This is a genomic window from Achromobacter sp. K91 (assembly GCF_003576205.1).
Classification (GTDB): domain Bacteria; phylum Pseudomonadota; class Gammaproteobacteria; order Burkholderiales; family Burkholderiaceae_B; genus Achromobacter; species Achromobacter aegrifaciens.
This window is the reverse complement of sequence record NZ_QWFB01000016.1, coordinates 52,552-67,937: the sequence shown is the minus strand read 5'-3', so window position 1 is coordinate 67,937 and position 15,386 is coordinate 52,552. Positions and strand designations below refer to the sequence as shown.

Annotated in this window: 14 protein-coding genes; 10 read left to right on the top strand and 4 right to left on the bottom strand. The window is 67.0% G+C overall.

What is annotated here, in order from left to right:
- Nucleotides 1-568: GMC family oxidoreductase (locus DXK93_RS04235; RefSeq protein ID WP_233564502.1), on the top strand; the 568-nt coding region annotated here is incomplete at its 5' end.
- An 86-nt stretch (nt 569-654) separates the two neighbouring features.
- Complete coding sequence (locus DXK93_RS04230; protein WP_054456466.1) at nt 655-1,992, top strand: MFS transporter; 1,338 nt, start codon at nt 655-657, stop codon at nt 1,990-1,992.
- A gap of 51 nt (nt 1,993-2,043) precedes the next feature.
- Here DXK93_RS04230 and DXK93_RS04225 read toward each other — a convergent pair whose 3' ends face one another.
- From DXK93_RS04225 to DXK93_RS04215, 3 genes are all read right to left on the bottom strand, one after another.
- Nucleotides 2,044-3,054, bottom strand: a complete 1,011-nt coding sequence (locus DXK93_RS04225) for an aldo/keto reductase (RefSeq protein WP_119449433.1) — start codon at nt 3,052-3,054, stop codon at nt 2,044-2,046.
- 692 nt (nt 3,055-3,746) lie between these two features.
- Nucleotides 3,747-4,799 carry a serine hydrolase gene (locus DXK93_RS04220; protein WP_175181259.1) on the bottom strand — a complete coding sequence of 351 codons (1,053 nt, stop codon included), beginning with the start codon at nt 4,797-4,799 and terminating at the stop codon, nt 3,747-3,749.
- A gap of 24 nt (nt 4,800-4,823) precedes the next feature.
- The gene (locus DXK93_RS04215) at nt 4,824-6,020 is read right to left on the bottom strand and encodes an alanine--glyoxylate aminotransferase family protein (RefSeq protein ID WP_119449431.1); all 1,197 of its coding nucleotides are present in this window, start codon (nt 6,018-6,020) and stop codon (nt 4,824-4,826) included.
- A gap of 285 nt (nt 6,021-6,305) precedes the next feature.
- Between DXK93_RS04215 and DXK93_RS04210 the strand changes: the two genes are divergently transcribed.
- The 7 genes from DXK93_RS04210 (at nt 6,306) to DXK93_RS04180 (ending at nt 13,884) form a co-directional block, all read left to right on the top strand.
- Nucleotides 6,306-6,977 carry a GntR family transcriptional regulator gene (locus DXK93_RS04210; RefSeq protein ID WP_225588818.1) on the top strand — a complete coding sequence of 224 codons (672 nt, stop codon included), beginning with the start codon at nt 6,306-6,308 and terminating at the stop codon, nt 6,975-6,977.
- Nucleotides 6,978-7,065: 88 nt separating this feature from the next.
- Nucleotides 7,066-8,637, top strand: coding sequence for an ABC transporter substrate-binding protein (locus tag DXK93_RS04205; RefSeq protein WP_119449429.1), 1,572 nt, complete (start codon nt 7,066-7,068; stop codon nt 8,635-8,637).
- Nucleotides 8,638-8,702: 65 nt separating this feature from the next.
- Entirely contained in the window at nt 8,703-9,620 is a 918-nt protein-coding gene (locus DXK93_RS04200) for an ABC transporter permease (protein WP_054456461.1), read from the top strand.
- Nucleotide 9,621: 1 nt separating this feature from the next.
- Nucleotides 9,622-10,533 (top strand): ABC transporter permease, encoded by a 912-nt coding sequence (locus DXK93_RS04195; RefSeq protein ID WP_119449428.1) that lies wholly within the window; start codon nt 9,622-9,624, stop codon nt 10,531-10,533.
- 2 nt (nt 10,534-10,535) lie between these two features.
- On the top strand, nt 10,536-11,525 hold the full coding sequence (locus DXK93_RS04190; protein ID WP_119449427.1) for an ABC transporter ATP-binding protein: 990 nt from the start codon (nt 10,536-10,538) through the stop codon (nt 11,523-11,525).
- The gene (locus tag DXK93_RS04185; protein WP_119449426.1) at nt 11,522-12,493 is read left to right on the top strand and encodes an ABC transporter ATP-binding protein; all 972 of its coding nucleotides are present in this window, start codon (nt 11,522-11,524) and stop codon (nt 12,491-12,493) included. The genes DXK93_RS04190 and DXK93_RS04185 overlap by 4 nt, the downstream gene beginning before the upstream one ends.
- A complete protein-coding gene (locus DXK93_RS04180; protein WP_119449425.1) occupies nt 12,490-13,884 on the top strand; it encodes a M20 family metallopeptidase in 1,395 nt (464 codons plus the stop codon). Before DXK93_RS04185 ends, DXK93_RS04180 begins: the two co-directional genes overlap by 4 nt.
- Before the next feature lie 47 nt (nt 13,885-13,931).
- Here DXK93_RS04180 and DXK93_RS04175 read toward each other — a convergent pair whose 3' ends face one another.
- Nucleotides 13,932-14,828, bottom strand: coding sequence for a LysR family transcriptional regulator (locus tag DXK93_RS04175; protein ID WP_119449424.1), 897 nt, complete (start codon nt 14,826-14,828; stop codon nt 13,932-13,934).
- A gap of 112 nt (nt 14,829-14,940) precedes the next feature.
- Between DXK93_RS04175 and DXK93_RS04170 the strand changes: the two genes are divergently transcribed.
- Nucleotides 14,941-15,336 (top strand): hypothetical protein, encoded by a 396-nt coding sequence (locus tag DXK93_RS04170; RefSeq protein WP_119449423.1) that lies wholly within the window; start codon nt 14,941-14,943, stop codon nt 15,334-15,336.
- Nucleotides 15,337-15,386: the final 50 nt, after the last annotated feature.

The following is a 15,386-nucleotide window of genomic DNA, read 5'->3' as shown; positions in this document are numbered from 1 at the left end:
GTTCCATTTCGCCACGCTGTCGGCCGATATGGCGGGCGGCAAGGTGCATCCGTTCTCGGGCTGCACCTATTCGGTGTGCCAACTGCGGCCCTCGTCGCGCGGCCGGGTCCGGCTGCGCAGCGCAGATCCCTTCGAGGCGCCGTCCATGCAACCCAATTACCTTTCCACTGAACTGGACCGCCAGATGGCGGTCGCCGCGGTGAAGTATGCGCGCAGGCTTGCCGCCACCGAACCGCTGGCCGGCCTGATGAAACGCGAATTCCGCCCCGGGCCGGACGTGCGCACAGACGACGAGATCCTGCACTTCTGCCGCGAATATGGCGCCACGATCTTCCATCCGTCCGGTACGGCCAAGATGGGGCCGTCCAGCGACCCGATGGCCGTGGTGGACGAGCGCCTGCGCGTGCATGGTGTAGCCGGGCTGCGAGTGGTGGACTGCTCCATCATGCCGACGCTGGTGTCGGGCAACACCAACGTCCCCGTGGTGATGCTGGCCGAACGCGCGGCCGAATTCATGTTGCAGGACCTCAGGCAAGCGCAGCCGCAGGCGCTGCGCGTCGCCGCCTGAATCGGAGATGACGGACCCCGGATAGCAGAACCCCAAGGCGCAGGACAACGCAGATTGCCCCACCGCCCCACCAAAGGAGACTAGACATGGCCAAGCAAAACGAAGCCGCGGTGCGCAAAGTCGTCGCCGCGTCGCTGATCGGCGCCACCATCGAGTGGTACGACTTTTTCCTGTACGGCGTCGTCGCGGGCATCGTGTTCAACAAGCTGTACTTCCCTACCGGCGACCCGCTGGTCTCGACCATGCTGGCCTACACCACCTTTGCCGTCGGCTTCGTCACGCGACCGCTGGGCGGGCTGATCTTCGGCCACTTCGGCGACCGCATCGGCAGAAAGAGCATGCTGGTGATGACGCTGATGATCATGGGGATCGCCACCTTCCTGATCGGCCTGGTGCCCACCTACGACAGCATCGGCATCTGGGCGCCGATCCTGTTGCTTTTGCTGCGGGTGTTCCAGGGCATAGGCCTGGGCGGCGAATGGGGCGGCGCGGTGCTTATGGCCTACGAATACGCGCCGCCGGGCAAAAAAGGCTTTTATGCCTCGCTGCCGCAGATCGGCCTGGCCATCGGCCTGTGCCTGGCCTCGGGCACGGTGGCGCTGCTGTCCACCCTGCTGACGGACGCGCAATTCATGGCCTGGGGCTGGCGTATCGCCTTCCTGGCGTCCGCCGCCATGGTGCTGGTGGGCATGTACATCCGCCTGAACATCAAGGAGACGCCCGAGTTCGCGGCGGTCAAGGCCAACAACGCCGAGAGCCGCATTCCGTTCTTCGACATGCTCAAGCGCTATCCGGGCAATGTCTTCAAGGGCATGGGCGCGCGCTACATCGACGGCGTGTTCTTCAATGTATTCGGCGTGTTCTCGATCTCGTACCTGACGCAGACGGTGCAGATCAGCCGGACCGAAGCGCTGATCGGCGTGATGGCCGCAGCCCTGGTGATGTGCTTTTTCATCCCCTTCTTCGGCCGGCTGTCCGACAAAATCGGCCGCACGCGAGTCTACTTCTGGGGATCGCTGATTACCGCCGCGGCATCCTTCCCCGGCTTCTGGCTGATGCTCAATAGCCAGGGCAGCGTGATGCTGATCTGGTTGGCCATCATCATTCCGTTCGGCATCCTGTACGCCGCCGTGTACGGACCGGAAGCAGCGCTGTTCTGCGAGCTGTTCGATGCCAAGGTGCGCTACACGGGAATTTCCTTCGTCTACCAGTTCTCGGGCATCTTCGCCTCGGGCATCACGCCCATCATTGCGACGGCGCTATTGAAGACGGGCGGCGGCCAGCCCTGGCTGATCTGCCTGTACGTGCTGTTCGCTGGGGTCGTGTCGGCGGTGTGCGCGATGCTGATCGGGCGCGGCGCGCAGCCGGCGGAACTGGAGGCGGCGGCAAATGCCATGCCGCGCGGGGGATTGGGCAAGGCCTGAATGTGAAAGCGCCGGCCATATGGGCCGGCGCGTTCCTACCTGAGTTGTGCCTCAGGCCGCTGCTACCGGGCGGCCGTAGAACGGATAGTTGGGATCGTTGTAGCCGTGGCTCGACGCGTGCCCAGGCGTGACCCAGTCGTTGACGACGGCCTCGTCCTCGGCCGTGATCTTCACGTCCAGCGCCGCGTAGTAGTCCTCCATCTGCGCCAGGGTGCGCGGGCCGGCGATGACGGCGGTGATGACGGGATTGGCCAGCACCCAGGCAGTGGCGAAATGCCCCGCCTGCGTGCCGCGGGCGGCGGCGTGCGCCACCAGCTTCTGCGCGATTTCCAGGGACTCTTCGCGGAACTCGGTCGCCAGGATGCGGCGGTCACCGCGTCCGGCGCGGGTGTCGGCCGCGGGCGCCTGGCCCGGCAGGTACTTGCCGGTGAGCACGCCGCGCGCGATCGGGCTGTAGGGCACGACGCCCAGGCCGTAGTGCTTGCACGCCGGCAGGATCTCGACTTCGGGGCCGCGGTTGAGCATGTTGTAGTAAGGCTGGCACACCACGGGTTGCGGCACGCCCATTTTTTCGCACAAACGCATCACTTCGGCGATGCGCCAGCCACGGAAGTTGGACAGGCCGAAGCTGCGCAGCTTGCCGGCGCGGATCAGGTCGCCCAGCGCCCACAGGGCTTCTTCGAGGTTTTCCTCATGGTAGTCGCGGTGCAGGTAGAGGATGTCCATGAAGTCGGTGCCCAGGCGCGTGAGGCTTTCCTCCACGCCGCGCATGAGCCACTGGCGCGAATAGTGGGCCTGGTTGGGGCCGGTTCCGACGGCGTTGCCGATCTTGCTGGCAAGCACCCAGTCCTGGCGCTGGCCTTTCAGTAGCTTGCCGACCACCTCTTCGGAGCGGCCGCCGTTATAGACGTCGGCAGTGTCGATGAAGTTCAACCCATGGTCACGCGCGGACGCGACGATGCGGGCGGCTTCGTCGTCGGGGGTCTGCTCGCCGAACATCATGGTGCCCAGGCAGAGCGGAGAGACGCGGAGATTGCTGCGGCCGAGGCGGCGGTAGTTCATGGTTGGCTTCCTCTCGTTCACGGAAATGGATTAGGCGGGAGCATGCAACGGCAGGCCCGCGCGAGTCAAATTCGCATCTTGGGCATTCTTGGATGGATTGTTGACGTTTGATGTTGTGAGGCTGGGGTTCTTGAGTCGCCGGCGGCCGGACTGCGGAATTCCGATGCTCGCCCCGGTGGGGCTGCGCTTCGGATCCCTCCGCCCGGCCACCGGCTCAAAGCATCTGCCCATGAATGGGCCTGAAACCAATGCATAAGGCTGCTGTCAGCCGAGGCGGCCCGGAGGCATCCGACGCGCAGCCCCACCGGGGCGAGCATCGGAATGGCGCAGGGCCGCCTCGGCGGCTAAAGAACCCTGACACCCGCAAGCTCGAAGCCCTGTCGCTTCGGTTTTGTGAGGCAGGGTTCTTGAGTCGCCGGCGTCCGGACTGCGGGATTCCGATGCTCGCCCCGGTGGGGCTGCGCTTCGGATCCCTCCGCCCGGACACCGGCTCACGGCATCTACCCATGAACGGACCTAAGACCAGTGCATTCGGCTGCTGTCAGCCGAGGCGGCCCGGAGCCATCCGAAGCGCAGCCCCACCGGGGCGAGCATCGGAATGGCGCAGGGCAGCCTCGGCGGTTCAGAACCCCGACATCCGCATACTCGAAGCCGCCTACAGCCGCCACATCAAATACCTAGCCAAAAACGATCTAGACCCCAGCGTCCACCGCCTCCAGGATCTTGCCGAACAGCGCGTCGGCGTGGGCCGAGTTCAGCCAGCGCACAATCACCACCATCTGCCGCTCCGGTTCCACCCACGTAAACGAGCTACCCGCCCCCACGCCAAAGAAGCTGGAAGCCGGCACGCTAGGAAACACGCGGCCTTCATGATTCAGCCAGATCAGATAGCCGTAATACGGCGCAATCGCACATGGCGTGCGCATGTCCCTGATCCACTCGCTGGACAGGATGCGACGGCCGTTGGCCATGCCGTCGTTCAGCAGCATCTGACCGATCAGCGCCTGGTCGCGAGCGCTGATGGACATGCCGCCGCCCCAGTGCGAACCGCCCGGCACCGACGGCATGCGCTGGCCGTCGATCTCGACCCAGGCGTTGTCGTAGCCGACCCACTGCCAGTCTTCGCTGGCGCCGATGGGCCGCGTAACCGCCTCGCGGAAGACTTCGGGCAAGGGCTTGCGGAACAGATGCAGCAGCGCATACGACAGCTGATTGATACGCACGTCGTTGTATTCCCAGTACGTGCCGGGACGTTGCAACGGCCGCGCTTCGCCCTTCTTGCCGTCCGGCGGCACGCCGAAGGTGACGGCGCGATAGCGATCGGCCTGGTCGGATACGCCAAAGCGTTCGCCTTCCCATTCGCTGGTCTGCTGCAGCAGATGACGCCAGGTGATGTCGGCGTTCTGCCCTTCGTCGAAGCCGATGCCGGGCACGCGCTTGCCCACGGGCTCGTCCACGTCCGGCAGCAGGCCGCGGTCATGGGCCACGCCGGCCAGGATTGCCAGGTACAGCTTGGCCACGCTGAAGGTCAGGTCGGCGCGCTCGGGCTCGCCCCAGGACGCGACGGTCTCGCCGCGCACGGTGACCACGCCCGACACCGGGCCGCGGTCGTGGATGGGGCCCAGCAGGCGGTTCCAGGGCGGCGGATCGTTCAGGTGCACGCCAAAGTTGCCCTTGACGCTGCGGTCCCAGGCGGATTCGTGGTCGTTGGCGAACTGGATCGCCTGCTGCATGAGTGTGTTCATCGTTTCCCTCGTTATGTGTGTGTCTCAGGCCGCTACGCTTGCGCGCGAGCCGGCCAGGAATTCCATTGCCGCCTGCACGCCGCCCGCCCTATGCGGCACGGCTGCCGCGGCCAGGCCCATTTCCACGCCGGCCAGCGTGCCGCACAGCGTCAGGTCGTTGAAGTGGCCCAAGTGGCCGATGCGGAACACGCGGTCGGTGAGCTTGCCCAGGCCCTGCCCCAGCGACATGTCGAAACGTTCCAGCACCAGCTTGCGGAAGGCGTCGGCGCCATGGCCTTGGGGCATGACCACCGCAGTGAGCGCCGGGCTGTGCGCGGCCGGATCCAGGCTCAGCAGCTCCAGCCCCCACCCGGCCAGAGCCAGGCGCGTGGCCTGGGCATGGCGCTGGTGGCGCGCGAAGACTTGCGGCAAGCCTTCTTCGCGCAGCATGGCCAGGGCTTCGTGCAGGCCGTAAAGCAGGTTGGTCGAAGGCGTGTACGGAAAGTAGCCGCGGGCGTTGGCGGCGAGCATCTCGCGCCAGTCCCAGTACGAGCGCGGCAGCCGCGCCTCGTCGGCCGCGGCCAGGGCGCGTGCGCTGACGGCGTTGAAGGCCAGGCCGGGCGGCAGCATCAGGCCCTTCTGCGAACCGGCCACGGTCACGTCCACGCCCCATTCGTCGTGGCGGTAGTCGATGGAGCCCAGCGACGAAATCGTGTCCACCATCAGCAGCGCCGGATGCGCGGCGCCGTCGATCGCGGCGCGCACGGCCGGGATGTCGCTGGTCACGCCGGTGGAGGTTTCGTTGTGCACCACGCACACGGCCTTGATCTTGCGCTCCTGGTCTTCGGCGAGGCGGGCGGCGATGGCTGCCGCGTCCACCGGGTGGCGCCAATCGCCTTCCAGGAAGTCCACCTCCAGGCCCAGCCGCCCCGCCAGCTTGCGCCACAGGCTGGCGAAATGGCCGGTCTCGACCATCAGCACGCGGTCGCCGGGCGACAAGGTGTTGACCAGCGCGGCCTCCCAGGCGCCGGTGCCGGACGACGGGAAGATCACCACCGGGGAATGCGTCTGGAACACCTGCTTGACGCCTTCCAGCACCGCCAGGCCCAACGCGCCGAACTCGGGTCCGCGATGGTCGATGGTGGGCTGGTCGATCGCGCGCAGCACGCGATCGGGCACGTTGGTGGGCCCCGGAATCTGCAGGAAATGCCGGCCGGACGGATGACTGTTCAGGGTAAGCATGCGTAGTCCCAAAGTGGAATATTTTTGTATACCAACGAAAGGCGCAGGGCAGACAAGCAGGACTTTCCCCGCGCGCGGACTTGCGGCATGCGTCACTCTATCCCATTGTTTTTGCGTTAATAACCTAGGGTATACACCCATCTGGCGATACGGAAAGACAGGTTTATAGTCTCGCAAAACACGGGGAATTTTTGTATACCAATGAGCAGCGTTTCCAGCCTGATGCCTGATTCCGGCGCCACCAGCGTGGCCGCCGAAACCGCGCCGCCGCCTGCGGCGCGCGGCATGGGCAACGGCCGCACGCTGCCGGCCACGGTGGCCGGGCAACTGCGCGAACGCATCATCCAGGGCGAATTCCCGCCCGGCTCGCGGCTGAACGAGCGCACCCTGTGCGACCTGCTCGGCGTGTCCCGCACCCCCTTGCGCGAAGCCTTCCGCGTGCTGGCCGCCGAAGGCCTGGTGCAGATCGAACCGAACCGCGGGGCGCAGGTAGTGGCGCTGTCGGAAGCGAACATCCGCGAAGCCTTCGAGGTCATCGGCGGGCTGGAGGCCATGTCCTGCCGGCTGGCCTGCGAACGGGCCACGGACCAGGAAATCGCCGAGATCCGCGCGCTGACCTACGAAATGATGGCCAGCCACGCGCGCCACGACCTCCCCACCTATTTCCGCACCAATCGCGAAATCCACGAACGCATCAGCCTGGCCGCGCACAACAGCCTGCTCAAGCAGCTGTACGACGCCCAGAACGCGCGCATCCAGAACCTGCGCTTCGTCTCGAACGAGAACCGCCAGAAATGGGATCTGGCGATGCGCGAGCACATCGAGATGGCCGAGGCCCTGGACGCGCGCGACGCGGACCGGTTGGCCGGCATCATGCGCCAGCACTTGCAGCGCAAGTGCGAGGCCGCGTTGAAGACCCTTACCCAGCCGCCCGCGGCGGCGGCCGATTCCGGCTGACCCGCCGCAGGCAGCACATCGGGCCGCGCCGCCCGCGACAAGATGGCAGATAAGCAGTACGTGCAGTGACTTCCACAGGAGCCTCACCATGACTGATTTCCGCATCACCCCCGCAGCATCCGCGCCGACCTGGCGCAGCCCCCTCCCCCTTAAGGCCCTGGCTGCCGCCCTGCTGGCCTGCGCCACGCTGGCGGCCCAGCCAGCGCTGGCCGGCAAGAAGGACGACACCGTGCGCATGGCCTACGACCAGGCGCCGGAAAGCGTGGATCCCTACTACAACAACGTGCGGATCGGCGTCATCATCGCCGCCAACGTCTGGGACACCCTGCTCTACCGCGACCCGGTCACCAACGAGTACAAGGGGCAGCTCGCCAAGAGCTGGAAGCAGGTCGACGACAAGACCATGGAATTCGAGCTGCGCGAAGGCGTCAAATTCCATAACGGCGAGGAGTTCGACGCGGATTCGGTGGTGTACACGCTGAACTACGTGGCGGACCCGAAGAACAAGGCCGTCACGCAGCAGAACGTGGCCTGGATCGACAAGGTCGAGAAGATCGACAAGTACAAGGTGCGCCTGACCACCAAGGAGCCCTTCCCCGGCGCCAAGGAATACCTGTCCACCACCGCCGCCATACATCCGGCCAAGTACTACCAGGAAGTCGGGCCCAAGGGCATGAACGCCAAGCCGGTGGGCTCCGGTCCCTACAAGGTGGTGGACTACCAGCCCGGCAAGTCCATCACGCTGGAACGCAATGCCGATTACTTCAAGGATTCGCCCAAGGCCCAGCCGAAGATCGGCAAGGTGGTGATCCGCTTCATCCCCGACCGCCAGACGCAGATGGCCGAGGTCATCTCGGGCGGCGAGGACCTGATCATGAGCGTGCCCAAGGACCAGGCCGAGCAGCTGGGCGGCATGCCCTCGCTGCAGATGGTCACGGGCGACACCATGCGCATCGTCTTCATGCAGATGAACATCCAGGAAGGCACGCCCGCGCCGCAGCTCAAGGACGAACGCGTGCGGCGCGCCATCATCCACGCCATCGACCGCGAAGCCATGTTGAAGAACATCGTGGGCGAAGGCGGCGGTCTCATCAACACCATCTGCACGCCTTCGCAGACGGGCTGCACCCAGGAAGGCGCGCCGGTCTACAAGTACGATCCGGCCCAGGCCAAGAAACTGCTGGCGGAAGCGGGCTACCCCAACGGCTTCGACATCGACCTGGTGGCGTATCGCGAGCGCAACCAGACCGAAGCCATCATCAACTACCTGCAGGCGGTGGGCATCCGCGCCAAGCTCAACTTCCTGCAGTACGCCGCCATGCGCGACATGATCCGCGCCAACAAGGCCTCGCTCACGCACCAGACCTGGGCGTCCAACCTGGTCAACGACGTGTCCGCGTCCACGCCTGTGTACTTCGCCTTCGGCAACGACGACATCACCCGCGACCCGCAGGTGCGCGACCTGCTCAACAAGGGCGACCACACCATCGAGAGCGGCGCGCGCAAGGCCGCCTACAAGCAGGCGCTGGACCTGATTGCACAGAAGGCCTATGCGGTGCCGCTGTGGACCCTGCCCGCCTACTACGTGACCACCAAGGACCTGAACTTCAAGCCCTATTCGGATGAACTGGTGCGCTTCTGGGACATGAGCTGGAAGTAAGGCGCGGCCCCGCGCCGGCCTGGCATCGCGCCGGGCCGGCGTGAGTCCAACGAAGAGGAAGCCCTATGCTGTATTTCACGATCAGGCGCCTGGGCCTGGCGGTGCTGGTGGCGCTGACGGTCTCGATCCTGGCGTTCCTGCTGCTGCACCTGTCCGGCGACCCGGCGCTGGCGCTGGCCGGCGAAGGCGCGCGCCAGGCCGACATCGACATGATCCGCAAGACCTACGGCCTGGACCGGCCGCTGGCCGTGCAGTACGCGGACTGGCTCTGGCACATCCTGCAGGGCGATTTCGGCACCTCGGTGTATTTCAAGACCGAGGCGGGACCGCTGATCCTCTCCAAGCTCAAGACCACCCTGCTGCTGGGCCTGGGCGCGCTGGCCTTCGCGCTTCTGATCTCGATTCCGCTGGGCGTGCTGGCCGCGCTGTACAAGGGCAGCCTGATCGACCGCATATGCCTGGCCATCGCCGTGCTGGGTCAGGCGCTGCCCAACTTCTTCTTCGCGCTGATCCTGATCATGCTGTTCTCGATATCGCTGCGCATCCTGCCGGTGTCAGGCAGCGGCAGCTGGCAGCATTTCGTGATGCCGGCGATCGCGCTGGGCTATTACGTGGCCCCCGCCTTCATGCGCCTGATCCGCGCCGGCATGATCGAAGTCCTGGCCGCCGACTACATCCGCACCGCGCGCGCCAAGGGCCTGCCGGCACGCAAGATCGTCTTCAAGCACGCGCTGCGCAACGCCATCGTGCCGGTGGTGGCGCTGGCCGCGGTGCAGCTGGGCTACCTGCTGGGCGGCTCGGTCGTCATCGAAACCATCTTCGCGCTGGACGGCCTGGGCTACCTGGCCTACCAGAGCATCACCTACAAGGACTATCCCGTGATGCAGCTGATCGTGCTGCTGCTGTCGGTGCTCTACGTGCTGCTGACCCTGGCCGCCGATATCGCCAACGCGTGGCTGGACCCGCGCATCCGGGTGTCCTGACATGAACACGCCTACCCTGACCCCGTCCGCTTCCGGCGCCCCGGCGCCGCTGGAACTGTCCGCGTCCGCCCTGCGCTGGCGGCGGCTGCGCCGCAACAAGGCGCTGCTGGCCGGCGGCGGCATCCTGCTCGTCATCGTGCTGATCGCGCTGTTCGCGCCCTGGATCTCGCCGCATGACCCCTACTACCAGGACCTGGCCTACCGCACGGCGCCGCCGGTCTGGTACGCCAAGGGCACCTGGCTGCACCCGCTGGGCACCGACCAGCTGGGCCGCGACTACATGTCGCGCCTGTTCTACGGCGCGCGCATCTCGCTTCTGATCGGCATCAGCGTGGCGCTGATCTCGGGCCTGATCGGCACGGCCATGGGCATGGCGGCCGGCTACTTCGGCGGCAAGGTCGACATGGCGGTGTCGTTTCTCATCACCACCCGCTTGTCCATGCCCGTGATCCTGGTGGCGCTGGCCACCGTCGCCATCGTCGGCGGCTCGCTGTGGGTCGTGATCCTGGTGCTGGGGCTGCTCAAGTGGGACCGCTATGCGGTGGTGATGCGCAGCGCCACCCAGCAGGTGCGCTCGCTGGAATATGTGGCCGCGGCGCAGGCCGCGGGCGCGTCCACCTGGCGCATCGTCTGGGGCGAAGTGCTGCCCAATGTGGTGCCGCAACTGATCGTGATCGCCACGCTGGAAGCCGCCAGCGCGATCCTGCTGGAAGCTTCGCTGTCCTTCCTGGGCCTGGGCGTGCAGCCGCCGCTGCCGTCGTGGGGCCTGATGATCTCGGAGGCCAAGGCCTACATGTTCTTCTCGTTCTGGCTGATCGCCATACCGGGGTCGGCGCTGGCGCTGCTGATCTTCGCGATCAACCTGGCCGGCGACGGGCTGCATCAACTCCTGACGCCTGAAGAGAGGGCCTGAGCATGAGCGACACCGACATCGTGCTGGACGTGCAGGGTCTCACCGTCGACATCGCCACGCCGCGCGGCCCGCTGCACGCGGTACGCGACGTGTCCTTCCAGGTCCGGCGCGGCGAAACGCTGTGCCTGGTGGGGGAATCGGGCTGCGGCAAGTCCATGACCTCCCTGGCCATCATGGGTCTCTTGCCCAAGGCCGCCCGGCGCAGCACGCGGCGGCTGGCGGTGCTGGGCAAAGACCTGTCCGCCGCGCGCGGCGGGCGCATCAACGCGCTGCGCGGCAGCAAGATGGCCATGATCTTCCAGGAGCCGATGACGGCGCTGAACCCCGCCTACGCCATCGGCGAACAGCTGACCGAGCACTACATCCACCATTGCAAGGCCGGCGCGCGGCAGGCCCGCGACCGCGCGGTGGAGCTGCTGGAGAAAGTCGGCATCGCGTCGGCCGGGCAGCGGTTATCCCAATATCCGCACCAGCTTTCCGGCGGCCTGCGTCAGCGCGTGATGATCGCCATGGCGCTGATGTGCGGCCCGGAGCTGCTGATCGCCGACGAGCCCAGCACCGCGCTGGACGTGACCATCCAGGCGCAGATCCTGCGTCTGCTGGCCGACCTGCAGGCCGAGCTGGGCATCGCCATGGTGCTGATCACCCACGACCTGGGCGTGGTCGCGCGCATCGCGCGCCAGGTCGCGGTGATGTACGCGGGCCAGATCGTGGAAGAAGGACCCGTGGCGGAACTGTTCGCTTCGCCGCGCCATCCCTACACCCAGGGGCTCCTGGGCTGTATCCCCGTGCCCGGGCGCACGCCGCCCGGCGAGGCGCTGGGCACCATCCCGGGCGTCGTGCCCGCGCTGGTGGGCGAGCTGCAGGGCTGCGCCTTCCGCGACCGCTGCCCGCACGCCCAGCCGCAATGCCGCCATGAGGTACCCGTACACGGCGCCGCATCCGGCCAGCAATGGCGCTGCATCCTCGAATCCGAAGGAGTCCCGGCATGAGCCCCTTGCTGCAAGCCGAGGCCGTCAGCAGGCAGTTCTCGATCCGGTCGGGCATGTTCCGGCCGCGCAGCACGCTGCACGCCGTCAACGGCGTGGACCTGGCGGTGGAGCGCGGCGCGGTGCTGGGCATCGTGGGCGAATCCGGCTGCGGCAAATCCACGCTTGCCCGCATGCTGCTGGGACTGACGCCGCCCACCGAGGGGGCGATCCGGCTCGACGGCCAGGACATCCGCAACCTGGGCCGGCGTGCGCTCGCCCGCCGCGTCCAGCCCATCTTCCAGGATCCGTATTCGTCGCTGAATCCGCGGCGCTCCATCGCCTCCATCGTCTCGCTGCCGCTGGAAGTGCACGGCATTCCCAATCCGAAGCAGCACAAGGCCATCGAGATGCTGGAGCGCGTGGGCCTGCCGCCCCGGCTGGCCCACAACACGCCAGGCCAGCTGTCCGGCGGCCAGCGCCAGCGCGTGGCGATTGCGCGAGCGCTGGTGATGCATCCCGAGATCGTCATCTGCGATGAGCCGACCTCGGCGCTGGACGTGTCGGTGCAGGCGCAGATCATGAACCTGCTGATGGACCTGCGGCGCGAATTCAACCTGACCTATGTCTTTATCAGTCACAACCTGGCGGTGGTGGAGCACATCGCCACCCACGTGGCGGTGATGTACCTGGGCCGGGTGGTGGAATCCGCGGCCACGGCGCAACTATTCCATGATCCGCGCCATCCCTACACACAGGCGCTGCTGGCCTCGGTGCTGACGCCCGAACCCGGACTGGGCATACCCGACATGGGCCTGGGCCTGTCATTCCCGGATCCGCTGCGTCCGCCCTCGGGTTGCCCCTTCCACCCGCGCTGTCAGCAGGCCATGGCGCAATGCAAGACCGAACGCCCGGCATTGGTCCGGCGCGAGCAATCCGTGGTGGCCTGCCACCTCTATCCCCCTACCTCCAACGGAGTCCAGCCATCATGACCCGCGCACAAGCCATCGCCCAGGCGGAACAGTGTTTTGATTCCGGCGCCTTCCGCGCGCTATTGGCTCGCCGCCTGGCCCAGCCCACCGAAAGCCAGAACCCGGCGCGCGCGCCCGAACTCGCGGCCTACCTGGAAGCCGAGATCCGGCCCGCCTTCGAAGCGCTGGGCTTCACCTGCCGCACGCTGACGCACCCGAAGGCGCTCGCGCCGTTCCTGTATGCCGAGCGCATCGAAGATCCGGCCCTGCCCACCGTGCTGGGCTACGGCCATGGCGACGTCATCCGCGGCCTGGAAAAGGAATGGAAGGAAGGCCTGTCGCCCTGGGCGCTGACCGAATCCGAGGGCCGCTGGTATGGCCGCGGCATCGCCGACAACAAAGGCCAGCACAGCATCAACATGGAAGCGCTGCGACTGGTGCTGGAGACGCGCGGCAAGCTGGGCTTCAACGCCAAGTACCTGATCGAGATGGGCGAGGAAACCGGCTCCATGGGCCTGCGCGACCTGTGCGAGGAACACCGGGCGCTGCTGGCGGCGGACCTGCTCATCGCCTCCGACGGCCCGCGCCTGAGCGCGGAACGCCCCACCATCTTCCTGGGCGCGCGCGGCAGCCTGAACTTCGACTTGAGCATCGAGGCCCGCGCGGGCGGCCACCACTCGGGCAACTGGGGCGGCCTTATCTCCAATCCCGGCATCCAGCTGGCCCACGCCATCTCCACATTGGTTTCGCCCACCGGCCAGATCCGCATCCCCGAATGGGTGCCGCGCGAACTGCCCGCCGCGGTGCGGCGCGCCCTTGCCGATTGCCAGGTGGACGGTGGCGCCGATGGTCCCGAGATCGAACCCTGGTGGGGCGAGCCGGGGCTGTCGCCGGCAGAGCGCGTGTTCGGCTGGTGCTCGTTCGAGGTGCTGGCCTACAAGACCGGCAATCCCGACACGCCCGTCAACGCCATTCCGCCGCGCGCCTGGGCCCGCTGCCAGCTGCGCTTCGTGGTGGGCGTGGATCCGGACGACCTGGTCCCCGCCCTGCGCCGCCATCTGGACCGCCAGGGCTTCCCCATGGTCCAGATCACGCTGACGCGCGAGAACATGTTCCGCGCCACCCGCATCGACCCTGACGACGCCTGGGTGCGCTGGGCGGTGGATTCGCTGGAACGCACCTCCGGCGCCAAGACCGCCGTGCTGCCCAACCTGGGCGGCTCTCTGCCCAACGACATCTTCACCGACGTGCTGGGCCTGCGCACGATCTGGGTGCCGCACTCCTATCCAGGCTGTTCCCAGCACGCGCCGAACGAACACTTGCCTCCGGCCTTGCTGCGGCAGGCGTTGAGCCTGATGACAGGACTGTATTGGGATCTGGGCGCGGGCGGCACGCCGGCATTGGAGCGCTGAGACGCGAGGCCCGAGCATGTTCGCATGCAAAGGACCATGCGCCGCCCCTAAGGCTTGCCGGACGGCCCCAGCCGCTCCCGCAGGAAATCGATGAAGCGCCGGACCTTGGCGCTGACGTGGCGGGTGTCGGGATACACGGCGTAGACCTCCAGGCGCGGCAGCGCATACGAAGGCAGCAGGCGTTGCAATGTGCCGCGCGCCAAAGGCTCTTCCAGCAGCCACTCCGGCAGCGCGGCCACGCCGCATCCGGCCTCGGCAAAAGCCAGCAGCGCCGAGGCCGTATCGGCCTGCGCCACCGGCGCCACGCGCAGCTCGTGCTCGCGCCCCTTGCTGTCCGTCAGCCGCCAACGGTCGCTGCGGCCGGGCCGGTTGGCCAGCCAGGGCAGCGCCGCCAGCGCCTGCGGCGTGCGCGGCGCGCCGTGCTGCGCCAACAGGTCCGGACTGCCCACGATCCATAGCCTGAACTGGCCGATGCGCGTGGCCCGGTAGCTGGAATCCTCCAGCGCCCCCACCCGTATGGCCAGGTCCAGCCGTTCGGCGATCAGGTCCGCATGCGCGGACCCGGCGCGGTACCCCACCCGCAAGGCGGGATGCGCGCGCGCGAATGCCGCCAGCGCCGGCGCCACCACCCGGTTGCCGTAGTCCACCGACGCCGTCACCCGCAGGCTGCCCGACAGCGCCGTCTGGCCGGAACGCGCCTCGTCCACCGCGGCCTCGGCTTCGCGCAGCAGCCGCGCGCAGTGGCCGTAAAAGCCTTCCCCCGCCTCGGTCAGCGCCAACCGCCGAGTGCTGCGCGTGAGCAGCGCCACGCCCAGCTCCTGTTCCAACTGCTTGATGTTGAAGCTGACCACCGCCTTGGTCGTGCCCAGCGCATCGGCCGCCGCGGTAAAAGAGCCGGCCTCGGCCACCGCCGCATACATCGCCAGACGATTCAGATTGATCATGGAAGGCCTGGATTAATTGTCAAAAAAACACGAACAGTATATCCATCTATAGGTCGTTTTTCGGGAACAACCTGGCTCCTAGAATGGCGCTCCCTTTCCAGGAATCCCACCCATGTCCGACCTTTCATCCCATTGCCTGCGCCTGGCTGTCGACGTCCATGCCCGTATCGAAGGCTGGATCGGCTCGCCCGATGCCCCGGATACACAGCTGACCGCCCTGCTCAAGGATTTTGCGCCCGGCTTCAGCATGATCGCCGCCGACGGTCAGCGTCTGCCCGCGGAGGCTTTGCCGGCCTTGTTCGGCAGATTGCGCGGCTCCCGCCCCGGCTTGAAGATCGACATCGACGAGCTGGCCGTGCTGCACGCCGGCGCGGATTCGGTCTTGCTGAGCTACCGTGAACGCCACGCCTGGACCGCGGGCGCGACCCAGCGCCGGGCGACAGCGCTGTTTGCCCTCCAGCCCGGCGGCCAGCCGCAATGGATGTATCTGCAAGAAACCTGGGCTTGAGTGCCGGACCGCGCGAATGCAATTCAGGCCCGGATTCGGATCCGGATTCC